21 protein-coding genes are annotated in these 24,374 nt (G+C 41.1%); 13 read left to right on the forward strand and 8 right to left on the reverse strand.

The features are described 5' to 3' along the window. Positions 1 to 305: 305 nt before the first annotated feature. The 8 genes from erpA (at position 306) to KPY62_RS08300 (ending at position 9,147) form a co-directional block, all read left to right on the forward strand. Positions 306 to 686, forward strand: a complete 381-nt coding sequence (gene erpA / locus KPY62_RS08265) for an iron-sulfur cluster insertion protein ErpA (RefSeq protein WP_216581577.1) — start codon at positions 306 to 308, stop codon at positions 684 to 686. A 401-nt stretch (positions 687 to 1,087) separates the two neighbouring features. Beyond that, positions 1,088 to 2,662, forward strand: a complete 1,575-nt coding sequence (gene gshA, locus KPY62_RS08270) for a glutamate--cysteine ligase (protein ID WP_228730625.1) — start codon at positions 1,088 to 1,090, stop codon at positions 2,660 to 2,662. 109 nt (positions 2,663 to 2,771) lie between these two features. Next, entirely contained in the window at positions 2,772 to 3,284 is a 513-nt protein-coding gene (locus KPY62_RS08275; protein ID WP_216581579.1) for a disulfide bond formation protein B, read from the forward strand. A gap of 454 nt (positions 3,285 to 3,738) precedes the next feature. Next, positions 3,739 to 4,362, forward strand: a complete 624-nt coding sequence (locus KPY62_RS08280) for a copper resistance protein NlpE N-terminal domain-containing protein (RefSeq protein WP_228730626.1) — start codon at positions 3,739 to 3,741, stop codon at positions 4,360 to 4,362. Between the two features lie 320 nt (positions 4,363 to 4,682). After that, positions 4,683 to 6,272 carry a UDP-N-acetylmuramate:L-alanyl-gamma-D-glutamyl-meso-diaminopimelate ligase gene (gene mpl / locus KPY62_RS08285; protein ID WP_216581580.1) on the forward strand — a complete coding sequence of 530 codons (1,590 nt, stop codon included), beginning with the start codon at positions 4,683 to 4,685 and terminating at the stop codon, positions 6,270 to 6,272. A gap of 430 nt (positions 6,273 to 6,702) precedes the next feature. Next, complete coding sequence (locus KPY62_RS08290; RefSeq protein ID WP_216581581.1) at positions 6,703 to 6,957, forward strand: GlsB/YeaQ/YmgE family stress response membrane protein; 255 nt, start codon at positions 6,703 to 6,705, stop codon at positions 6,955 to 6,957. A gap of 286 nt (positions 6,958 to 7,243) precedes the next feature. Then, a complete protein-coding gene (gene def, locus KPY62_RS08295) occupies positions 7,244 to 7,786 on the forward strand; it encodes a peptide deformylase (RefSeq protein WP_216581582.1) in 543 nt (180 codons plus the stop codon). 185 nt (positions 7,787 to 7,971) lie between these two features. Then, a complete protein-coding gene (locus KPY62_RS08300; RefSeq protein WP_216581583.1) occupies positions 7,972 to 9,147 on the forward strand; it encodes a type III PLP-dependent enzyme in 1,176 nt (391 codons plus the stop codon). 94 nt (positions 9,148 to 9,241) lie between these two features. Here KPY62_RS08300 and dapB read toward each other — a convergent pair whose 3' ends face one another. Then, positions 9,242 to 10,084: a 4-hydroxy-tetrahydrodipicolinate reductase gene (gene dapB, locus KPY62_RS08305; protein WP_216581584.1), complete on the reverse strand. Its 843-nt coding sequence runs from the start codon at positions 10,082 to 10,084 to the stop codon at positions 9,242 to 9,244. Between the two features lie 222 nt (positions 10,085 to 10,306). After that, a complete protein-coding gene (dnaJ, locus tag KPY62_RS08310) occupies positions 10,307 to 11,443 on the reverse strand; it encodes a molecular chaperone DnaJ (RefSeq protein ID WP_216581585.1) in 1,137 nt (378 codons plus the stop codon). Positions 11,444 to 12,110: 667 nt separating this feature from the next. Here dnaJ and KPY62_RS08315 point away from each other — a divergent pair. Next, on the forward strand, positions 12,111 to 12,770 hold the full coding sequence (locus KPY62_RS08315; RefSeq protein WP_216581586.1) for a DUF2939 domain-containing protein: 660 nt from the start codon (positions 12,111 to 12,113) through the stop codon (positions 12,768 to 12,770). A 150-nt stretch (positions 12,771 to 12,920) separates the two neighbouring features. Here KPY62_RS08315 and KPY62_RS08320 read toward each other — a convergent pair whose 3' ends face one another. Together KPY62_RS08320 and KPY62_RS08325 are read right to left on the reverse strand one after the other, a co-directional pair. Further along, positions 12,921 to 13,976 (reverse strand): thioredoxin fold domain-containing protein, encoded by a 1,056-nt coding sequence (locus KPY62_RS08320; protein WP_216581587.1) that lies wholly within the window; start codon positions 13,974 to 13,976, stop codon positions 12,921 to 12,923. Positions 13,977 to 14,377: 401 nt separating this feature from the next. Next, positions 14,378 to 15,082: a pseudouridine synthase gene (locus KPY62_RS08325; protein WP_216581588.1), complete on the reverse strand. Its 705-nt coding sequence runs from the start codon at positions 15,080 to 15,082 to the stop codon at positions 14,378 to 14,380. 167 nt (positions 15,083 to 15,249) lie between these two features. Here KPY62_RS08325 and KPY62_RS08330 point away from each other — a divergent pair, with 167 nt between their 5' ends. From KPY62_RS08330 to KPY62_RS08340, 3 genes are all read left to right on the forward strand, one after another. Further along, positions 15,250 to 15,849 (forward strand): YigZ family protein, encoded by a 600-nt coding sequence (locus KPY62_RS08330; protein ID WP_216581589.1) that lies wholly within the window; start codon positions 15,250 to 15,252, stop codon positions 15,847 to 15,849. A gap of 277 nt (positions 15,850 to 16,126) precedes the next feature. Then, a complete protein-coding gene (locus tag KPY62_RS08335) occupies positions 16,127 to 17,158 on the forward strand; it encodes a YheT family hydrolase (RefSeq protein WP_216581590.1) in 1,032 nt (343 codons plus the stop codon). A 52-nt stretch (positions 17,159 to 17,210) separates the two neighbouring features. Continuing rightward, positions 17,211 to 17,753 carry an acyl-CoA thioesterase gene (locus tag KPY62_RS08340; RefSeq protein ID WP_216581591.1) on the forward strand — a complete coding sequence of 181 codons (543 nt, stop codon included), beginning with the start codon at positions 17,211 to 17,213 and terminating at the stop codon, positions 17,751 to 17,753. Between the two features lie 50 nt (positions 17,754 to 17,803). Here the strand turns inward: KPY62_RS08340 and KPY62_RS08345 are convergent, their stop codons facing one another. The 3 genes from KPY62_RS08345 to KPY62_RS08355 form a co-directional block, all read right to left on the reverse strand. Continuing rightward, positions 17,804 to 19,861, reverse strand: a complete 2,058-nt coding sequence (locus KPY62_RS08345; protein WP_216581592.1) for a hypothetical protein — start codon at positions 19,859 to 19,861, stop codon at positions 17,804 to 17,806. After that, positions 19,851 to 21,041, reverse strand: a complete 1,191-nt coding sequence (locus KPY62_RS08350) for a hypothetical protein (protein WP_216581593.1) — start codon at positions 21,039 to 21,041, stop codon at positions 19,851 to 19,853. Before KPY62_RS08350 ends, KPY62_RS08345 begins: the two co-directional genes overlap by 11 nt. A gap of 272 nt (positions 21,042 to 21,313) precedes the next feature. Beyond that, complete coding sequence (locus tag KPY62_RS08355; protein ID WP_216581594.1) at positions 21,314 to 22,261, reverse strand: alpha/beta hydrolase; 948 nt, start codon at positions 22,259 to 22,261, stop codon at positions 21,314 to 21,316. Positions 22,262 to 22,500: 239 nt separating this feature from the next. Between KPY62_RS08355 and KPY62_RS08360 the strand changes: the two genes are divergently transcribed. Beyond that, positions 22,501 to 24,063, forward strand: coding sequence for an MATE family efflux transporter (locus KPY62_RS08360; protein WP_228730627.1), 1,563 nt, complete (start codon positions 22,501 to 22,503; stop codon positions 24,061 to 24,063). On the opposite strand, the gene KPY62_RS08365 is transcribed toward KPY62_RS08360, so the two are convergent. Next, on the reverse strand, positions 24,053 to 24,232 hold the full coding sequence (locus KPY62_RS08365; RefSeq protein WP_324033917.1) for an aspartate/glutamate racemase family protein: 180 nt from the start codon (positions 24,230 to 24,232) through the stop codon (positions 24,053 to 24,055). The genes KPY62_RS08360 and KPY62_RS08365 overlap by 11 nt on opposite strands. Positions 24,233 to 24,374 lie beyond the last annotated feature (142 nt).

The raw sequence follows: 24,374 nt of genomic DNA on the forward strand, positions 1-24,374 counted from the left end.
AGAAGACTCGTATAGAGAGTTCTAACTTGCTGCTACTGTAGAATCAGCGCCTGATAAACACTCTGTACTAAAAACGTATAAGCGCCATAGTCGAGTGTTCAACACGCCTAATAAAAGCTTACTAATAGCAACACATTATTGATTAGATCTGCTTTACTAAATTTTATTGCTCCATCAAATACTATCTAACCGAATTATTTGCGCCGTTAGGATCTACTAGGTAGCAATAGCTGTTATTTATTGATAATTGCTAAATACATACCATAGTTTCCTAAGCGTCTTTTACGGTAGCTACTGAGGTAATCATGACCGAAACAATCAGCCAGTACGACCCAAGCTCAAATCAGCCGATCGATCCGACTGTATTAAGCTTGACCAATAGTGCTGCCCAAAAAGTGCGTCGTTTGCGTGAAGAAGAAGGCGATGCTGACCTGATGCTACGGGTCTATGTTACCGGTGGTGGCTGTTCGGGCTTCTCATATGGCTTTAACTTTGCCAATGATGTTAATGAAGACGATGCTAATTTTGATAATGGTGACGTGACTTTAGTGGTGGACTCGCTAAGCTATCAGTATTTACAAGGCTCCACGGTAGACTATACCGAAGGGCTAGAAGGGGCACGATTTATAGTGCAAAACCCTAATGCTACTACTACTTGTGGCTGTGGCTCTTCGTTCTCTATATAGGGCATTGAGCACTAATGACTAATTAGCTGCGATAAACCGGTTATATACTGTGATAAATGATCAGCCTAGTTGCTATAACCTTTAAGCATCTACTTTTAGCATCTATTTCAAGTATTTGCTTAGCGAGTAGATGCTTTTTTTATAACGGTTATTAGCGTAGCTTTTAACTGCTAGCTACTAGCTTATATACCTTGGCTATTAGCTGATTCAATAACCATTATTTATGATGTAAATACAGTCAACATAGCTTAACTGAAGCTTACTGGATTTGTAATTTTGCATAGTGTTTAGTTGTGCTTTGGGCTAAAATGACTGCATTATTTCACCTTCATAACCCCTCTTTTTGAGCAAATTCTTATTAGCCTTTACGCTGATATAACCTATAACAATAGATGAATACTATGAGTAATTTCGCAAGTAGCTTTGTTGATTTCAAAATCCCTGATTGGTTCGATAGCGAGCATTTAGTAGGCATGCTACGTGGTATCGAGAAAGAAGGGTTGCGAGTTAGGCCTAACGGCTATCTGGCACAGACCCCTCACCCAGCCAAACTTGGCTCAAAATTAACCCACCCTTTCATTACTACTGATTACTCCGAAAGTTTACTTGAGCTTATTACTGACCCCAAAGATACGCCGAAAGATACTTTGGCGATGTTACGTCAGCTCCACGTTTTGGTCTATCAAGCGTTACCTGAAGGTGAGCTGATGTGGCCATTATCTATGCCTTGCATGCTGTCCTCTAACGACGAGGATATCCCATTAGCAGACTACGGTAGCTCGAATACTGGCAAACTAAAAACTCTGTATCGCAGCGGACTAGGTATTCGTTATGGTCGCCGCATGCAGACTATTGCCGGCCTGCATTATAATTTATCTTTTGGTGATGGGCTGTTTAAATACTGGCAAGAACACTCTCAGGAGCAACCCTCTCAGTCATTTTTAGAATTCAAAAATGATAAGTATCTAGGCCTAATTCGCAACTTTAAGCGCCTAACTAGCTTATTACTATACTTATTAGGTGCTAGCCCTAGCGTTTGCCCGTGCTTTATTGCCGGCCGCGAACATGATTTAGAGTTGCTCAATGACTCCACTTACTATAAGCCCACGGCTACTAGCTTACGTATGGGCAAGCTTGGCTATACCAATAGCGTGCAGGAACATCTAGATATTCGTTATAACCATTTACCTGAGTATGTCGAAGGCTTACGCCGTGCCATTCAAACCCCGCATGATAGCTTTAAAAAATTGGGCTTAAATGATGCTGATGGTCATCCTATTCAGATCAATGATCATATTCTACAAATAGAGAATGAATACTACAGTCCTATTCGCCCCAAACAAATCACTGATCGTGGCGAGACGCCTACTGAAGCACTAGAACGTCGTGGTATTGCGTATGTTGAGTTCCGGGCAATCGATTTAGATCCTTATAGCGATGTTGGTATTCGACTTTCGAGTGCGTGTTTCTTAGAAGTAATGGCGCTGTATTGCTTACTAAATGACTCTCCTGATCTTATGCCTGCAGAGGAAGAAGAGCTAGCAATCAACCTTGAACGGGTGGTAAATGAAGGTCGTCTTGACGGTTTACATGTACTAAATAATGGCTCAGAGCAGTTACTACAAAGCTGGATGTTGACGCATTTGACTAATATGCAACCGCTAGCTGCATTGCTTGATGCTCATTATGGTGGTAACGATTACCGTGCTGCTGTGGCACTCATGCAAGGCAAAGCTGGTAATTCTGAGTCGACTATCTCCGCACAAGTGAATGCTGATAGCAAACGCTTAGGCAGCCTGTGGCAACTAGGCTTTACTCTAGCCAATCAGCATCGTGATTCTCTATTGCAGCAAACGCTTAGCCCGCATACTCAAGCTAAGTACGAAGTACTAGCCGAAAAATCAGTACTGCAACAAGCTGAGCTCGAGTCCTCTGAGACCGAAGACTTTATGGAATTTTTACAGCAGTATCGCTAGACTATTAGTACTTGATAAATTATTAGTACTTGCTGGACCGTTAATACTGGCTAGACTATTAATACTTAAAGGTCCAAAAACCACTTTATTTTATAAGAGTATCGACTGAATGCAACGTCTGACCACTTATCGCAGTTTGCAAGTATTTTTAGTGTTAATGACGATAGTAGGCATGAGCTTTGCGCTACTTTTTTTACAGCGTCACTTGAGTCTTTCCCCTTGTCCGCTGTGTATTTTTCAGCGTATTGGTCTGATGGTAATGGGTGGTTTTGCACTGATTGCCGCCCTATTTAATCCTCAGTCTAAAGCGATCAGACTGTTATTATGGCTGGGAAGTTTAGCGGGTATTGTGTGGGCAACTGCGGTAGCGGCGCGTCATGTTTGGCTGCAACATCTGCCTGCTGATCAAGTACCCTCTTGTGGTCCTGGTCTTGATTACTGGCTTGATACTTTACCCATGCAGCAAGTCCTTAATGAGGTTCTAGCTGGTTCTGGTGAGTGTGCTTTAGTTGACTGGTCGTTCTTAGGGCTGAGTATTCCTGAACAGTCTTTGATTTTATTCAGCATTTTATTACTCACTCATTTATTGATTTTTTGGCGCATTATTAAACCTCGTTGGTAATAGTTATGGTGCTAGCTGTAGATTAATAGTAATAACTAAGCATTTATGAATGAGCGCTTGTAAATAAGTGCTTATTCATAATGTTTATCTCTAAACCCCTATTAAAAACAACTATCTATCGATAAGCATCTACATTGGGACTCGCTAGCGAATACTTTTGCTTAGCGAGTATTTTTGCTTAGCTAAATTAGATTACGCAGCAAGATGAAGCGGCAATAGAGGCAACAAAAACAACACAGAAACTGCAATGGTATTTGTTACCTTATAATTATTTATTATTATCTAAAATACTTATATAAAAACCTGTGTTGTTGATCTACTTGGTAACTATAAAGTTATATGAATTTGAGCGATTTTAACCCGATATAGTGATGTTGATTACTAGGGTTATGCGCTGACGCTTAGATAATAATTATTAAGCGTGTACTGCTAATTACCTACTATTGGTGTGATAATGAAACATTATTATTGTTCTCAAAGAGCTGCTACTAGGCTTGTCCCTATTAATAAGAGCTTTAGTCGTCTAGTGTTGTCTCTATCTTTTTGTATGGTTCTGTTTGGCTGCGATAGTCAATCAGCCTATACGGCTACTGCAGAAGATAAAATGGCTATTGAGACCAATCAGGAAGTCACTACAGAAATAGCCGCTCAAACCCCTACACCCACTGTCCAAAATGATGACCACGAAGGTACTTCGCTTATAGATGCGGCTAGCAATGATAGAAAACCTGTAAAAAGAAGTTCGCCGATGATCGCAGAAAAACGCGCTGATAGTGCACTGCAAGCCGTTTTAATCGGTGATTACATGGGGATGTTATCTTGTAGAAATTGCGAAGGGATTAGTTTAACTCTTAATCTGCGTGCAGATGGGACTATGCAAAAAACTAGCTTTTATAGTAGCCCTCAAGAGATCCGGCCACCTTTGGTTGAGTCTGGTATCTATCGTCAAGATGATGATGTGATTACTATCGTCTATGATGAAGAGAACCTCGAGACTTATGTTATTCAAGATAACCATCTAGTGCTATTGGATGCTGATAAACAACCTGATAGTGATTACACCTTATCGCGTAAATAATAAGCCGCATTAAGCACTCGCTAGTTAGTACCTTTATTTAGGGTATATTTTATAATAATTTTTTTCTGGTTTTGCTGATAGGGTTCAAAAAAAATTCTACCCTCCTTAACGCCTTACTAACACTTCGTTACTAGGCGTTTTTTATTGGCTAGCTATTAGAGAGGTTATTAATGAGTTACAATAACTAGGCGGTGTTGCAGTCTCGACCAAAGCAGTGTGTACTAGTGACCATTCAACACGCCGCAAAATATTTTATCGTACTACAATCTCATGGTTATACCCTTATCCCATACATCCATTTTATCTAGCGCGGTACATCAATGCATATTCATATTCTTGGTATTTGTGGCACTTTTATGGGGTCATTGGCCCTACTGGCACGTGGCCTTGGTCATACCGTAACTGGCTCAGATGCCAATGTCTATCCTCCTATGTCTACCCAGCTTGAGTGTGCTGGTGTGGTGATCAAAGAAGGCTACTTGGTGCAACATTTGCAACCAGCGCCAGACTTAGTGGTAGTTGGTAATGCAATGAAACGCGGCATGGATGTGATTGAGTATATGTTAGATAAAGGTCTGCGCTATACCTCAGGCCCACAGTTTTTATCTGAGCAAGTATTACAGTCGCGTCATGTGATAGCCGTCGCTGGGACTCACGGTAAGACCACAACGACGACGATGCTAGCGTGGATACTACATTATGCAGGTATAGATGCTGGGTTCTTGATCGGTGGCGTGCCTTTAGTCAATACTACTGATGAGCATTTACAACAAGTCTTCGCTCATAGTAGCTACTTAGGCGCAGAGTCTTTAGAAACTGCTGATACTCAGTCAGCGCTTGACGGCTACTTTGTCATTGAAGCTGATGAATATGATTGTGCGTTCTTTGATAAGCGTTCCAAGTTCGTCCATTATCGTCCACGTACGGTTATCTTAAACAACCTAGAATTTGATCATGCTGATATTTTCGCTGATTTAAATGCTATTCAAACCCAGTTCCATCATATGCTACGTATGATTCCTAGTACTGGCAGGATCATCATGCCAGCGCAGACGGCTAGTTTAGAAGAGACTTTAGCTAAAGGTGTTTGGACTCCTGTTTGGCGTACTGCGATAACCGATCAACAGGCCAGCGCTAATCAGTATAAACAAGGTCAAAACCTTGAAGAGGCTGAAAATATCGATTGGCAAGCTGAATTAATTAATGAAGATGGCAGTCAATTTAAAGTTAGCTTTGCGCAAAATGGCAATAACAGTAATCGCTCTGCTACTAGTAGCAGTGCTGAATTATCAGCTAGCGTCGATTGGTCAATGAGTGGCATCCATAATGTTAATAATGCTTTAGTAGCGATAGCCGCCGCTTATAATGTCGGTGTTGATATCGCTACTGCTTGCGCCGCCTTGTCTGCTTTTGCTGGTATCAAGCGTCGTATGGAGCTGATTGGTGAAGTTAACGATATTTTAGTGTTCGATGATTTCGCCCATCACCCAACAGCTATTAATACTACTTTAGATGGTGCCAAAAAGAAGCTGATTGGCAGACGAGTTTGGGCCATCATTGAGCCCCGTAGCAATACTATGAAAATGGGCATTCACCAAGATAGCCTAGCACAGTCAGCAGTGCTTGCAGATCACACTTTATGGTATGAACCTGCTGGTCTTGAATGGGGGCTTAGAGAGGTTATCGAGCAAGCTAACTTAAATACTGCTGCTAATAATGTCGATGAAAGTATCAGTGAAAACACAGATAGTCGTCAACCTAAGCAACAGGTCTTAAGCAGCGTAGAAGCCATTATTGAGTACATTTGCACTCATGCTCGAGCAAATGATGCTATCGTCATTATGTCGAACGGTGGTTTTGAAGGGATTCATCAGCGTCTATTAACAGCATTACAGTCACCATCTGCCTAAACTAAATGGCTTGAGACTTACTGGTTAAAGATTAGCCGCTAATTTCTTATAGAATTGCTGCTGAAATAGCAGTAGCGGTAAATAATTAGTCACTACAGACAGCGTCATTCTTTTATAAGGATGGCGCTGTTTTGCGATTGGCTTATGATACTAGCGCTCACTTACAGCAAATTAGAATCATTATCTCTATTAACCTTTTTACTGCTTCTGTTACTCACCATTTACTTACTTTACTTGCAAAATAGCAAATACTTAGTTTTTCTCACATAGCCCCTACACAGGTAACATTTTGCGCTTACTATTGATCTTGCCGAGTGTTTACAATAGCTTTATCAAATTTAGAAGTTTAGTTTCAAAGTAATACACACTAAAAGTAATAGAAAAGTAATAGAATTTTTAGTTAATAATATTAAATATTAGGAGAATAACAATGAGCTTTATTTGGATGATTATTGTAGGGTTAGTTGCCGGTCTATTAGCACGTGCCATCAAACCGGGTAACGATGCTATGGGTTGGATTATGACCATCATTTTAGGTATCGTTGGTGCAATGCTAGGTGGTTTTGTTGCCGGACTTATCGGTATCAATGCTGATGGTGGCTTTACAGGTCTGATCTTCTCAGTGATCGGTGCAATTCTATTGTTATTCTTGTATGAGATGATTATGAACAGACGCCGTATATAATTGGCTGCTGTTGTACTAGTTTTGACTAAGATATACCATTGATTAAAAATATTAAGCTCTCAGTAGTTAGTCTAATATTTCTCTTAAATAGTTATTCGTTTATTAAAAGGACCTTATCTCTATAAGGTCCTTTTTGCTTTTAGCTACTCGTGTTAGCTACTTAGACCTATATCATGAGTTACTGATAGCGGCTGTTGATAAATATTACTTTTGTCCCCATTTACTTTATAATAAACCGCCTGTTTTATTAGTATTCCCGTCTGTCTGTATTTTTGAGGTGAGCCGTATGGCATTACTCCCGATCTTAAACTATCCTGACCCACGCCTACGCACTCTTGCTAAGCCGGTCAAAGAAGTCAATGATAAAATAAAAACTTTAATCACTGATATGATTGAAACTATGTATGACGCTGAAGGCATTGGGCTTGCAGCATCGCAAGTTGATCAGCATATTCAACTAATCGTCATGGATTTGTCTGAAAACAAAGACACTCCAATGGTGTTTATTAATCCAAAAGTGACCCCTTTAGTAGAAGAAAAGCAGCCATACGAAGAAGGCTGCCTATCTGTACCTGATGTCTACGATAAGGTTGAGCGTCCTATTAAAGTACGTATTGAAGCTTTAGATGAAAATGGTCAAGCTCTAGATATAGAAGCTGAAGGCCTGTTAGCAGTTTGCATTCAACATGAAATGGATCACCTGAATGGGGTTATCTTTGTTGATTACTTGTCTAATCTTAAACAGAATCGTGCCCGTGACAAAGTGCGTAAAGTACTTAAGATACGTGAAAAGCAGTTAGAAAATCAGGCACAGCCTAGCAATGTCTGATGATCTCTAAGATTATTTATCTTTAATAATATTAGCGTTTGTTTCTGATCATGGTTCTAGGAGCTGTTTTTAGGGCTTACATCTAGTGCTTGCTGCGGCTTAGGGTTGTCAAAAAATAGCATTGGCCAGCCACGCACTTCATTGACTATCTGCGTAATTTCATCTTTTATTAAAGGTCTTGCTACATGATCAAAATTGACCGATATTTTGACCCTGCCAGTTGGCAAAAATTCACTAAAGCTGCTGAAGGCCGTGAAACCCCATTTTTGGTGGTTGATTTGAGCCGTATCAAAACTAAATACAACGAGATGATTGGGCTATTTCCGCAAGCTAAGATTCATTATGCGATGAAAGCTAGCCCTGCGGTTGAAGTGATTAATCTACTCGCTGATTTAGGATCGAACTTTGACTGCGCCTCTGTTTATGAGCTGGATCGGGTACTTAATTGTGATGTTGATGCCAGCCGAATTTCCTACGGCAACACTATCAAAAAAGCTAAAGATGTCAAATACTCCTATGAAAAAGGGGTACGCTTGTATGCCACTGACTCTGAGGCTGATCTAAAAAACATCGCTGAACACGCTCCAGGTTCCAAGATATTCGTACGTATTCTAGTGCAAGGTTCAGATACTGCTGAATGGCCACTATCACGTAAATTCGGCTGTCACCCTGATATGGCGATTGATTTACTGATTCAAGCACGCGATCTTGGTTTAGTACCTTATGGTATTTCGTTCCATGTCGGCAGTCAGCAAAAAGACGTCGCCGCATGGGATGATGCGCTTGCTAAAGTTAAATATATGTTTGACTGGATGATCAACGAAGAAGGCATCAAGCTACAGATGATTAATCTGGGTGGCGGTTTTCCTGCTAACTATCTAAGTGAAGTTAATCCGATACAAGTTTATGCGCAAGAAGTAAAGCGCTATCTGACTGATGATTATAATGAGCAAGATATGCCAGAGATCATTCTTGAGCCTGGTCGCTCATTGGTGGGTGGTTCAGGGGTATTAGTCAGTGATGTGATACTGATATCTCGCAAGTCGCATACCGATTTGGTGCGTTGGGTCTATACTGATGTCGGTCTGTTTCAAGGCTTGATTGAGACTTTAGGCGAAGCGATTAAATACCCGCTCTATACGCCTAAAATGGAAACTTCTACTAATGCAGGCACTGTCGTATTAGCAGGTCCAACTTGTGATTCTGCTGATATTATGTATGAAGAAACTGGCTATCAATTGCCGCAAGAGCTGGAAATTGGCGATAAGATCTACTGGCTTACGACTGGTGCTTATACTAACTCTTATTCTTCTATTGAGTTTAATGGCTTTCCGCCATTAGAAGTAGTCTACGTTGATTAATCCCTGATAAATCGTGATCAATAAAAAGCGCGGTGCTGTTCTTAATAGCATCGCGCTTTTTTATTTGAAAAATTTAGCAGTATTAAGTCAAGCATTAGTCATTAAGACCCAACACATCTTGCATGTTATATTGACCGGCTTTTTGTTGAACGATCCAAGTAGTAGCTCGAACAGCACCAGCAGCGAAGGTCATGCGTGCTCGTGCTCGGTGAGTGATTTCCACCACTTCGCCATCAGCGATAAACATCACCGTATGATCGCCGATGATTTCGCCACCACGGATAGCATGGATACCAATAGTTCCTGGTTTGCGTGCGCCTGTCTGCCCTTCTCGTCCATACACCGCCACTTCTTTTAAATCCTGACCACGTGCTTCAGCCACGGCTTCGGCCATCATATATGCTGTACCGGATGGCGCATCAATCTTATGCTTGTGATGGGCTTCGATGATTTCTACATCTGCGTTAGTACCAAACGCTTTAGCGGCTAATCCTAGTAGCTTTAGTGATAAGTTAACGCCAGTAGAGTAGTTACCAGCATAAACAATAGCGATATGCTTACTAGCCTCGGTCAATACTTGCTCTTGCTGCTCGTTAAAGCCAGTAGTACCAATCACCATAGCGACTTTATGCTCAGCACAAATCTGCATATTTTGCTCGGTAGCTTCCGGCAAGCTAAAATCAATCAATACGTCAATGTCATTAATGACAGCGACTAAGTCATCGACAATTTTTACTTCAATGCGACCTATCGATGCCACTTCACCAGCATCAGCACCAACTAGACTTGAGCCTTGGCGCTCTATAGCAGCGCTAAGAGCAGTCTGCGGATTGTCTTGTACTGCTTCAATCAACATGCGACCCATACGGCCACCGGCTCCGATGACACCGATATTTATAAGCTCTCCAGCCATTCTTTTATTTAATTTTTTACTCATTTTTATCCCTTAAATTCTAATTTTGGAAGATAATTATTGTTGATAATATTTTTTAATATCATAGCATGAATTGATTTTACTGCCTTTAGCAAAAATGCTTAATAGAAGGACGTGGCTTATAAGCCTATCAGTGGTTTGTTTTTATCTCAGTGAAAACAAAAAGCCCCATAGTTTCACGTGAAACTACGAGGCTTAAGATAAGAGTTTTTTGCAGTCTGCTGGCTAGTCGAACAAGTCACCAATCTTTTTAAAGAAAGACTTCTTGTGCGGTGACTGCTTATGATGGCTATCGCCATCTAAAGTATCTTGGAACTGACGCAGTAAATCTTTTTGCTCACGATTTAGATTAACTGGGGTCTCGATGATTACTCGGCAGATCAAATCGCCTTTCATAGTGGTACGCACTGGCGTTACGCCTTTGCCACGGACACGTAGCAGTTTGCCACTTTGAGTACCTTCAGCGATTTTGATATTTACTTTGCCATCTAAAGTCGGAATTTCGACTTCTTTACCTAGGGCTGCATCAGTTATACTGACTGGCACATCCATATATAGATCAGCGCCTTGACGAGTGAAGACATTGTGTGGCTTAACACGTACTTCAACGTATAGATCACCGTTTTGTACCCCTGCGCCGCCTGCTTCGCCTTCGCCTGCTAGACGGACGCGGTCGCCATCATCTACGCCTGCTGGAATAGAGACTTCTAAATTGCGAGACTTGTCTTTAACACCATTACCATGACAGTCCGAGCATGGGTTTTTTATCTGTTTACCAGAGCCACCACACTGAGGACAAGCTTGCTGTACCGCAAAAAAGCCCTGTTGCATACGTACTTGACCTTGGCCATGGCAAGTTTGGCAAGTGACTACGTCTGAGGCATTTTTAGCGCCTTTACCATCACAAGTGCCACAAGGCGCTGGAGCAGTAAAGCTAACTTCTTTTTTGCAGCCACGTACGGCTTCTTCAAGAGTCAACTCAAGCACATAACGCAAGTCCGAACCTCGGCGCGCACGACTACCGCCGCCGCCACGAGATTGGCCAAAGATATCGCCAAAGTTACCAAAGATATCGCCAAAGATGTCTTGGAAGTTGCCGGCACCTGCACCGCCGAATCCGCCACCACCCATGCCATTTTCAAAGGCAGCATGACCCATACGATCATACGCTGAGCGCTTATCACTGTCACTGAGGACTTCATAAGCCATTGAGGCTTCTTTAAATTTTTCTTCAGAATCAGGATCATCAGAGTTGCGATCTGGATGATATTTCATCGCCAGTTTACGATAAGAGCGTTTGATCTCTTTACTGTCTGCAGTCTTGCTGACGCCTAATACCTCATAAAAATCACGCTTACTCATGGGTTCTCCTCTTGTCATTATCGAGCCACCGACTGGCCTATTTATTGACCATAACATCAGTCATGTCATCAACTTCCCTATTTATATAGCACTATGCTCACTAATGTTTCACATGAAACATAGTTATTAAGGCTCTAACTGCTGATGCTTTAATTACAGTATAGAATAGGGTTTGTTTTATGAGTGCTGATAGCTGATTGATGGGATAATGATTAATCAAATCAATTAATAAAAGTTTGCGCTCTTAATGGAGATGCTGCACTGATTTATCAAGCGCTCGGCTGATGAATTTTTATATTAAACCGATATAAACTCATTAGTAGCCATTGAAATCTGCCAAAAATTTACTAAAGATGGGCCTAAGTGAGCAAGGCATTATTAAATATCTTTACTATACTTGTGGATGTAGAAAATATCTTTGTTAGGCTACTGTTTTTATTTAGGCTTAACTATAGTATAGAAAAAATTTAAACTTAAAAATAATAGTTCCTGACAGTTATCCTGATAGTCAACATGATGGGCATCGTGATAATTAACATGACAGGCCTCTTTATAATTGCTAGCTCACCTCAGCTATTCGTAGCTGTAAACCCCCTAGTCGTGCTAATATTTATCGCCCTATTGCTGCACAAAAAACTATAGACACCTGTATAAGAGAGCACTATTTATGAAAAAGCTGATTGCATTGATTATGTTGCTGATAGTCATCGTTGTAACTGTATATGCGGGATCACCTTACTATAGCGCTTATCAATTAAAAAAAGCTTACGATGCTAAAGACGGTGCAACTGTCGCTGCAGCGATTGATTATGAGCAACTGCGCCCTAGTATGCAAATGCAGTTAACTAGCAAGTTTGCTAATACTATGACTTATTATCCGCTAGTTGCAGAGCTGGGTGGCGAGCCTCTTACTCAGGCTGGTAATACCTTTATCACTCAAGCAGTAGACGGGGCTATCACTGCAGAAAACATAGAAAAACTTATCAATACTCAGGGCCAAGCCAATACTGCTACTAAAGAGCTTGCCGCTGCATGGGCCATTGCTAGTAATCAGGTTGATCTAAAGAACCTAATTCGTGATTTAATTATCCAACGTGGTGATGTTGATGCCGTAGTTAAGAATCAAATGCAGCAGATCATGGAAAAGCAAGCGGACGAGCTTGAGCAACAAGTGGCGCAAGGCGAAGATAGTAATAAGCCAAGCTTAAGCTATTGTGGTATCAATTGTTTTACTATTAGTGGTCAAGTCAAAGGTTATCCACTGACTATTGAGATGCAACGTGAAGGCTTTGTTAATTGGAAAATCGTTGATGTGGTGTTGCCGTAAATTGCTGGTAAAAACCTATTCATCACTGCTAGTTGATTAATGCTGGTTAGCAGCTATTCATTGGTATTAGCAACACTATAAAAACAGCGCCGCATAAATAAAGGTTTATGCGGCGCTGTCGCTTATTGAGGTAGCTAGAAGATCAGCTGATTAGTCTACACCCAAAAATTCTAAGAACTCCGGACTCTCAAAGCTAGCTTGGAATAATACCCCATCATCACGATAGATAGCTGGAGTAGCGATCACAGCTAAGCCAGCAGCTTTTTCACGATTAGGGCTGACATAATCAGTACTACAGCTGGCTGGTGCTGGGGTCATTTTTCCGGTTAACATAGCTTTATCTAAGGCGATGCGGCGACTGCTATCCTCTGCCTGACACCAAATTCCACGCATTTGCTTAGGCGACTGCTCATAGATAGGATAGCCAATAGTTTTTACCGTCACGCCTTTGTTATTGAGACTCTGCATCTGCTTGTGGAGCAAACGGCAGTACGGACAATTGACATCAGTGGCTACATAGATCACGGCTTTTTCAGCGCTAGTAGCTGGATAAGTAATCAGTTGCGCTTCATCTAAGCTACTAAACACTGACTGATTTTTGAGCTTTTCAAAATTATTATCTAATCCAGTGAACTGCCCTTTATCTATCACTGATATCTCACCATCCGTCACATATTGTCCATCATCCGATATTAAAAACGGCACACCCTCAAGCGTGGCACCCCAAATCACACCAGGTACTGCGGTGTAGAAGAATGGGGTCTTGGCACTCATATTCTTCAGCGCGCTCATATTAGCCAGCATAGAATTTTTAGTGGCAGCGCTGATAGGCTTACCTGTTTGGGTACTATTGCTACGCATGGGAATAGTATTAACCAGACGCTTACTTGGATTTTTTTGCAGCTCGCCTTGGATCACATATTTGCCATCAGCAGTAATGTGTAGTGGTGGCTGCCCTATTAAATCAATTTGATACATATTCGGTAACTTTGAGGGAGTGATAGCCACAATCTGGGTTTTGATACCGACTTCAGTCAGTACTTTACGCAAATGCGTATCAACAGTACTGTTCACACTAGTAATTACCTTAGACGCAGTTTGCAAGTTTTGGCTACTGCTGCTAGTCGGTGTGGGTTGAGCGCAAGCACTAGTTGATAATAGTATAGCGCTAACAATGGCGAGGGATTTGAATGCAGGTAGTTTCACAGAAAAGGTCCTATCAAATTTTAATAAATAACAACTTTTTTAATCAGCTTTGAGATAAGCGTCAACTATGAACAGCTATAAATAGTATATAAAAAAGTAGAATAAATAGATGATAAGACTGTAGCACAGTAGTTTATTTTTATAAGGGCTGAGCCTAGGATAGATGGCTTATTTTGCAAATATGCTACTTGAGCTTAAGAGACAAGTAACAGATGCTAAGAATTTAGGATAACTAACGGCTGATGATGTACAACTAATAGTAGTTTATGTTTAATAATCTTTGGCTAATCGTTCCTAGCTGATAGTTTCTAGCTAATAGTGACTGACAAACAATAACGGCAGCTCGTTCACATCATTAGAGAACGGCTGCCGTTAGTTTTAGAGAAATCTAGTAAAAATTATTAAAATTTAGCAACTTCTTCTGCTGTCAAAAAGCGACTATCGCCTTTTTCTAGACCGTCTAAAGTGATATGACCGACACTAGAGCGATGTAGCGCCACTACTCTGTTGCCAAAGTAGCCCATCATGCGTTTGACTTGATGATACTTACCTTGCTCTAACGTCAGACGGGCATGAGTCTCATCGATGAATTCAAGTACTGCTGGCTTAGTCTCTTCATGATCACCCTCTAGTAAGATACCTTCGGCAACCTCAGCTACTGCGTTGGCTTGTGCTTCACTGTCCATAGCATCCGCTAACGTAAGCTCATAGACCTTGGCATGTTCACGTTTTGGACTAGTGACACGGTGTAACCATTTACCATCATCACTAATTAGCAACGCCCCAGTAGTATCGACATCTAGACGACCAGCCATGCGCAAGCTGCCGCCTTCTGGCACTGCAATCAACTCAGTCACGATAGGATGATCTTTCACTTTTAGGGTACATTCAAAGCCTTCAGGCTTATGCAATAGAATGTAGCGATTGCCAGTAGCTACTGATAGTGGCTCATTGGCCCACATGATTTCGTCATTGACAATATCAACATGCAAGCCGACATCTTTGATGACTTGGTCATTGACAGTGACTTCGCCGGCGTGCAAGATTCTTTTTGATTCTTTGCGTGACAGCTCAGTGGCTTTACTAATAAATTTATCTAAACGCATGCTATTTGCTACCTTGGATATCATAATGTTTTGTTATAGTGGAGAATAAATTGATCCTGTGCCGAATATTGGCAACAGCGATAATAAAACAAGTTTAGCATATTCAACCTAAACCTAGGTATATCACCTAAAAGATTACTAGTTATAAAACACTAAGTTATTGAACTATGAGTTATCAAACCTTAAAAAGCGCGGTTACTGCCCGCCTTGAAATCAAAAAATCTGAATTCATCACTCATGCCTATCCAGTGACTTCGCGCGAGCAAGCTATGTTTCACGTGGAACAGCTACGTGAGCAATATGCTGATGCGCGTCATCACTGCTGGGCTTATATTATTGGTGACCCTGGTAATACTACTAGTGCTGGGTTTGATGATGATGGCGAACCGAGTGGTACCGCTGGGCGACCGATACTCAATGTTCTACAACATAAGTCTATTGGTAATATTATTGTCATTGTGGTGCGCTATTTCGGTGGTATCAAGTTAGGCGCAGGCGGGCTGACACGAGCCTATGCTGGCTCTGCACAAGCGGCAGTCGATGCAATGCAACTCTGTCCCTATGTGCCTATGACGCAACTACAAATCCTAGCGCAGTTTGCTACTGAAGGCCAATGTCGTTATATAGTTGAGAGCTTAAACGGCACTATTGACGCGGTGGATTATAGTAAAGAGGTACGGTTATCAGTAACCATCGCTGAGGCTGATATTGAAGCCCTTAAACAACGCCTTGCAATGGATGGGCGGATTTTAACAAGTGCTGAGTAGGGCGTTCACCAAAAAATATTGGAACCTTGCTCATAGATTAGTATGATAGTGAGTAACAGAAGCGCTAGCACCTTGATGTTCTTTATTTTAAAATTTAATTAATTTATTATTCTTGTTTCACGTGAAACCTTACATATTAAGCGGCTAGTTAAAACAGACAGTTACTAGATTCAGATAGCGGTTGCCATGAATCAGCTAATAAAGCCATTTAAATAGTCCCATATAGTAATCAGCTCGCTTCCTCTTATTTTCACTCCACCACTTTCGATGCCCTTTTATGAATAACTTTATCTACAATGAATTCAAGCCTCCATTTTGGCTAACCAATCCGCACCTACAGAGCATTTTGCCTAAGTTTTTTGCGCCAAAAACACCAACCTACAGACGTATTATCAAAAAAGACTCGCTGGGTGAAAGCGATATTGCTTATGATTTCTATGATGCTCATCCAGTAGCTAGCAGCACTAGTGAAATGCTTGAGCAGACGCCCCTCATCGTGCTGTTCCACGGTATGGAAGGCAGTAGCGACAGTCATTATGCGCGCGCCTTGGCTTATCAGATGCACGCGCAGGGCTGGCACTTTGTAGTCGCCCATTTTCGCAGCTGTGGCGGCATTCCTGCCAGCGGTCGGGTATTTTATAATGCTGGCGATACAGGCGAAGTACATCATGCTCTACAGAATCTACGCACAACTTATGACAATATCTATGCCGTTGGTGTCTCACTAGGCGGTAATGCACTGGCCAAGTATATGGGCGAATATGGCGATAAAGCGTTATGCAAAGGCGCAGCGGTCATCTCAGCTCCTGTTGATATGTCCTCGGCGGCTCTTAGTATGCACAGCTTTTTGAGCCATCGGATTTATACCCCTTATCTGCTCAACCCTATTATCAAAAAAGCCTTAGCCAATGACATCACGCCGGAAGAGATCGATTCGATAAAAGCGGTCAATCGCATCAGTGACTTCGATGACATCTTTACTGCTCCGCGTCATGGTTACCGCTCTAATAATCACTACTATCAAGCCTCGTCAGCCCTACCCTATTTACTTGATGTAACTTGTCCATTATTACTCATTAGCGCCAAAGACGACCCATTTATTGGCTTTACCGCCACGCCAAATGATGTCTCTGAAAGTGTCACTATTATTGAAACTGCGCACGGTGGTCATATCGGTTATTTGCGTTATCACTCTGATAAAGACAAGTCACCTCACCTCTATAAAAAATCAAGATTCGATATCAATTGGGTACCCGAAACCGTCAGTGCTTATTTTAATTATATTGGCGTAGCCTCTATTGCCTCTTAATCTGATAATGCTTAGCCTAATATCATTTCAACATTAAAATTTGAGACCGCTTATGTATCCGTTCCTACGTTATACCGCCACTATCGTCAAAGCTACGCTACAAGTAAAAAAAGGCAATACCCTGAGCTTTGACGATGTCAGTGAGATTACCCTACGCTGCCGCTTGACCGATATCGATAATTTTTTAGAGATGAATAACGGCCGAGTGTTGACCCTTTATGACATGGGTCGTACTGACTTTGCGGTACGTACTGGACTTGGTAAGCAGCTGCTCAAGCAGCGTTGGGGTTTAGTAGTGGCTGGCAGTACTATCCAATATCGTAAGCGCATCCGTGCCTTTCAAAAGGTAACCATGAAGACCAAAATCGTTGGCGTTGACGAGCGTTGGATATATATAGAACAATCGATGTGGGTCAAGGGCAAACCTTGCTCATCGGCGCTATTACGAACGGGTGTTACAGAAGGCGGTAAGGTAATTGCCACTGAGCGTGTGCTGGCAGCTTTAGGTAGATCAGATTGGGATAAACAACCTGAGCCGTGGGTACAAGATTGGATAGATGGTGATAAGACTCATCGTTGGCCGCCGATGGGGTGAGAGATTAGAGCTATAATTTAGTTATTCTAAATTATGGCTCTACACATTATCTAAGCATACTTAACTCGATACTCTTCAACCTTTTGTAGGATTTCATCTACTGTACATTGTAGTTCTGGTCCCATGCGTAGATATTCTTGTTGGCGTTCATCTTTGAATAGAGATACTGTAGCGTAGTAGATAGGTTTAAATTTTTCTTTTAGATGAAGTTCATTCATTATATTGTACGTAGATTCTGTTTGTTTATTTGCTAATAGTAATAGAAAGTATTCATCTAGATATCTAGCGATCAAGTTAATGTCAACATTTTTCAAAAAAGCGTCTTTTAATGTTTTTATAGAATCTTCATAACAGTTATTCCACAATTGGATTGTTGCCAAAAATATCAAAGTCTCCTTTTCTACAAAACATCTATCTAATGTTGAAAATAAATCTAGAGCTACATGTTTTCTATTATTCTGGTTCGTAATGAAGTACCAACGAGTTATTTCATACACAGAATCAAAAATATAGTCTCCATTTTTAACTAAACTTTCTGCATGATCAAATAAATTATTAGCTTTTTCAGAATCTTTAGTATAAATATCTATAAAGCTTCCAGCATATAAAACATTACTCAAATTTTTACTAGTCGCTTGCCATAAAGCAGTATCAATAGCTTTAAATGGTTGATTATTTCTGACTAAACTAGTAATAACATTCGATATATCAGTGTTTTCGTAGTTTTCTTTTTCTGCACTAATAATATTTGGATACTGTTTTTTAAGTTCTATAGAATAATGATTCTTAAAGGTATAAGGTACTTTATTACTTGATAATAGTGCATTTATATAGTCTTGATGTACCTGGCTCTGGCTATTATCAACATTAGCAATTTTATATATCTCAAATAGTCTATCAATTAGTTCGCTCTCGTCACACCAACTCTCTAAAAATCTTGTAAGCCATAACACACGGCGTTTATCCGTCTGATTACCATAGCGCATGAGATACCAGATATTGAAAAATCGCTCTTTAACAATATAAAGATGATTTTTAGTATTGGTCTCAATCTTATCGACTATCCACTGCTGTTGTAGCTTTACCAACTGCGCTGATACCGTCTTACTTGGTAAGCGAGTTTGCTCAGCGATTTCTTTAGTACTCATCGCATCCCAGTTCATCGCTATCACATGTACGATAGCTTTTTGTTGGCGTGATAAATCATCCATTCGATGTTTATACAAAGGCGTAGTTTTATCAATCGTTTCTTCTAAATAAGCGTAACTACTTTCTTTTGCACCTTCCATAATAATCTGGAACAGTAATACTATAGTACGAGGTACGCCATCAGTAAGACGTCTGACCGCTTCAATCCGTTCAGGATGCTCAGTAATAATCTTTTCTATAGTATTTACGGCGTCTTCACTAGTTTGCTTTGCTAAAGAGCGTAATAGCTCATGCATTTCCATTTCATTAATTGGTCTTAAATTAACCAATTTAAAGAATTGATAGAAAGGTGCTGCACCATCGAAATGAGCTTCAAGCAATTGGCTAGAGCCACCAATAAGACGGATCTGTGGATGTAAACTTAGAACTTCACGAAGCTGGGCATGTTCAATTTCATCGAAGTCTTTGAATAACTCGCCTAAATTATCAACGAAGACAATAATTTTCTGCTTGTTCTCGTCTAAACTATTTTGTATCAAATCCCATGCTACCTCAGCACTATCGTCTAAGTTAGAGATTTGCTCAAATAGCTCTGCGTATAAATCAGAATTCTGCTCCGCAAGCTTTTCAGCAATACGTAACCAAAAAGTAAATAGCGATAATATGCCATATTCTTCTTCATTAAGTAGAATAGGAATCAGCCATTTATTTAACTTTTCATCTTCAGCAACTTCGTGCGCTAGAAGTGATAGCAACGTAGTCTTGCCAGCCCCACGCACACCTTGAATAAGATAGTGTATCTCAGGATATTGCATAGAGCCTATCTGAATATCTTTCCAAATACGCTGATACTCTTTTTTACGTATGCTAAATCCAGCTTTTAACACTTCACTATCAACATTCTGCGTGTTGTATAGCAATACTGAATTACTCACAGGCATGATAGTATTAGCTTCCATAGCGACCCCACCAGCGTTTTAATAGAGGAGAAGTGAATTGGTAAATATCGTCATCTGGTTGATAGAGATAACCGTCATGTAAGAGACAGTTAATAACGTATCTACTGTTTATAGTGTCTTTAAAATCACTATGCTGTGATAAATTAAATATCTCTCCATACGTCACATCAGTATTATCTCTGCTAACTAAGTCTAAGACTTGTTTGGCGTAACTACGCTCACTGCTTTCTAAACGATTTAATCTATCACGCCAATGAGAAAAAACTGTTTTCATATCTGGGCTGAATAGGTTGTCTATAGCTACCTTTATATCGCTATACTCTATCTGGCGTTCTTCCTCATCAAAAATATCAATAAGCTGACTGCATACTAGCCCTAAGTAATAAGGCATGTTCCAACCTACACCATCAATAATAGCTTGTTGAGCCTCTATATTTAAAATAATATCGGGGCAATGTTTTTTGAGATAAAAATTTATGAACTCCATAGCTTGAGCATCTTTGAAAGGTCGGACACTCATATTGACCAACATATTAATCAAATCAGTAACGGCAAGCTTCTCAGCTAATGTATCTAGTCCTATCGAGCCTGTTAATATGAACTGAACTTTTTCATTGAACTCTGGATCCTGACATAATGCACGGATGCCTGACAAGAACTGTTCTACCCCTTTTTTACCCTGTTCTTCAGATATTCTTTCAAGCACATCAGGAAATTCGTCAATCGCAATAATGATAGTATCTTCACTTAATTTTAGACTCTCATATAATACATCTCGAATCATTTCATAAGTAATTAGCTTAGGTACACCTTTATCTTCACCTAATTCAAATTCGAGATTGGTTGGACTAACTGATAAGCTAAAGTTAATACTCCTCGCCCATTCTGAAAGCTTATTCTTTATTTTTTCAGATTTTTTAATGTGTTCGGAGCGGTATATTTCGCGTAGCATTTTTTGATAAAAGCTTTGCTCACTATCACAAGCTTGCACAAAAACATATATGACAGCATAACCTGAGTTGGGATTATTCTTGATATGAGTAATCATAGATGATTTGCCTACTCGTCTAGGCGCAAGCAACAATATATGAGCACCGTCTGACAAATGTCTCCATAGCTTTTTTTCATCAGCAGGTCTTGGAAAATAATCGTCACCTGTTACTATATTTCCTGTACTCATATCTAAATTCCTATTTGACTACAAAGTTATAGTCATAATACTTAACTACGAATCCATAGTCAAAAATTTTAACTACAAATCTGTAGCCAAATCTATCAAAAACAGCAAAGGGTGACTTGGGATGCGGTTTAGCCCTGATTGTAGCGGATATACTTAGCTCGACACTGTGTTGCGGGGACTTAGGCAGGCGGGATATCGAGGCAACAGGAGCACGACTGCCTATTAGTCACCGCCACAGTGGCAGCTAAGATAGTAGCGTAAAGCGGGAATAGCTACTCATTTAACCCCGCCCGAAATTTCTTATAATCACTAGCTGTCTGTTTTACCGCCTCAATCATCGGCACATGACCAATATTTGGCATCATGATAACCTCTGCTTGCGGGATGATATCTTTAATGAGCTCAGTCGTTTCAGGCTTGATAACCCGATCCTTATCTCCCCAAACCACCAGCGTTGGAATATCATACTCAGCGATGACTTTGGCGCGCTCCTCTACATTATCCATGACGATTTGCTCAAGGATTTTGGCATCTAGCTCTTTATTAGCGATTCTCTCTTGTGCAAACACCGCTTTTACCGACTTTGGTATATAGGGCGGCTTATACATAACAAAATTATATAAGCTATAAATATCTTCTGTCTTAGTGATCAATAAAGGATTATCCTCAAGCGTCGCGCCCTCAAGCGATTTGGGCAGTCCCGCTGACCAAAACCCTGCGCTGTCTATCAGCCATAGACTCTTGACATCTTGCGGATACTTGGCAGCATAAGCCACACTGATAGCGCCGCCCATCGAGTTACCAGCGACGTGAATGTTAGAAGCGACACCTTTGGCTTGCAACAGCTCATGCAAACGCTCAGCTTGAGCATCAGCGCGATAATCGGCCGCCATTGGCTTACTAGAATTACCAAAACCGAGTAAATCAGGAATAATAAGGTGATAGCTGTCTAATTGATTCGCTATGCGCGTAAAGTTGTCTTTATTACCGCCAAAGCCATGAATCAGTAGTAAAGGCTCGCCAGTCACATTGACATTCTCAGCGTAAGTTAATTTATCACCTGAGGCTAAAGTAAAGGTCTTTATATCAAGATCTGATTTATTACGTTCGTACTGCACGAGCTTTTGAGTAGTAGAAACAGCGAGGGTATTAGGAGCAGTCGTACAACCTACGACTGACACACTAAAGATAGTGGCGAGAGCTAAACGTGTTAATAGCATTAAAAATCTTCCTACAAATGAATTTTAATGACAATCTTAAAGGTAAACTCCTGCTTAGACTTTTTAATTTATAACTTCGTAGTCAAAACACTATTCCTCTGTATTAATAAACAATACTACCGCTTAACTGATTACCTTTTTAATCAAGATAGAATGAATGATGTCATTTATAATAAGCGTTTTTATCGTAAATTGAAAAGCCAACCGAAAACAACTGGAATGGCATAAAAGGATGCACCTTGAGTAACCCTAGTACTCCCACTGACAAACGGCGTGACCTTACCAAAGGATCAATCCCTAAAACCATGCTGTTGTTTGCACTGCCAACACTGGGATCGTCGGCCCTACAGTCGTTAAACGGATCGATCAATGCCATTTGGGTAGGCCGATTTTTAGGTGAAGAAGCGTTGGCGGCAACGGCGAATGGCAATATATTGATGTTTATACTGATTTCCTTCGTTTTTGGTTTCGGTATGGCATCCACTATCTTGATTGGTCAAGCAATGGGCAGCCGCGACGATACTATGGTCAAGAGAACCATGGGGACAGCGCTAGGTAGTATTATTCCAATAAGTATAATAGTGGCGGCTGGCGGCTGGATATTTGCGCCGATGCTACTTGATCTGCTGGGTACGCCTCCCAGTGCAGTAGACCTCGCTCTGACTTATATGCGGATGATCTTTATTGCGATGCCTACTACTTTAACGTTTACGTTAATAATGATGGCATTGCGTGGTACTGGCGATTCCACGACGCCGCTTTGGTTTATCATTATATCGGTCATTATTGACCTGATTTTGACCCCAACGCTCATTTTGGGATTAGGCCCCTTTCCTGAATGGGGCATATTTGGCGCAGCCTTTGCCACCGCTGTCGCAAACACCCTAGCGCTTATTGGCATGGTCATCACCATGTACTTTCGTGGCTCTATACTGGCACTTAAGATGCCGGAGCTTCGCTTTTTACGCGCTAACCGAAACATCATGAAATCAATGGTGTCAAAAGGCTTGCCAATGGGCTTGCAGATGATCGTCATCTCTTCAGCGGCGTTGACTATGCTATCGTTGATAAACCGTGAAGGTGTACAGACGACAGCCGCTTATAGCGCCACCCAACAGCTTTGGACCTATGTGCAGATGCCCGCTATGGCGTTAAGTGCCGCGGCTAGTGCCATGGCTGCCCAGAACATCGGTGCTAATCAATGGAATAGGATTTCGGGCATCACCCGCTGGGGCCTTATTTTTAACTTAGTACTGACAGGTTTTATTATTGTGCTGCTGACCATTTTTGATGAAAACCTTCTTGGGTTTTTCCTTGGCAGTGACAGTAAAGCCATACCGATCGGGCGCCATATCCAAGTAGTGGCGACATGGGGCTATCTGTTCTTTGGCGTAGCACAGGTGCTGTTCGGTACCATGCGGGCGAACGGCTACGTGATTTGGCCGCTGATCGTTATGGTCATTTCAATGTACCCCGTGCGTCTTGGATTCGCTTTCGGGCTTTCTCCCCTACTGGGAACGGATGCGCTTTGGTGGTCGTTTCCAGCAGGCATGGTAGCCACTGCCCTAATGGGGTTAGGACTATATATGCACGGTGGCTGGCGCCAAGGCAAAAATCTATCTGCAGAAGAAGCGGCGCAAAGGTCTGAAGCGTTTCGTGCTAATACCGGCACTAGCGCGTCGTGTCGGGATATTTTACCGACCACTTCGTGGAAGCGTTCCCCTCTACGTCGTGTGGTTAACTTGCATCGCAGAATTCATAGAATTCATAGAATCCATCAACTCAATAAATCTAAACGCTAGTAGCGTAGTCCATATTAGTAGTCTTCAATAAAAATTCTACTGCTGGCGCATGGATAGCAGTAGTATCAAATATGGGGATTGGGCTGTCTGCTTGTTTGATTAGCAGTCCAATCTCAGTACAGCCTAATATTACGCCCTCAGCACTTTGCGTAGCCAGCTGCTTAAGCACTGCAATGTAGCCACAATATAACAGTCATGTGAGTTAGCTAATATTTGCTCTTGGCATAGTTTTGCATAGATAATACGATGAATCTCAGTCATAGTGAACTAAGTATTCAGTAGCACTATAATCTTAATCTTTAGTAAATTAA

Origin of the sequence: Psychrobacter sp. TAE2020 (assembly GCF_018919485.1) — a bacterium.
Classification (GTDB): domain Bacteria; phylum Pseudomonadota; class Gammaproteobacteria; order Pseudomonadales; family Moraxellaceae; genus Psychrobacter.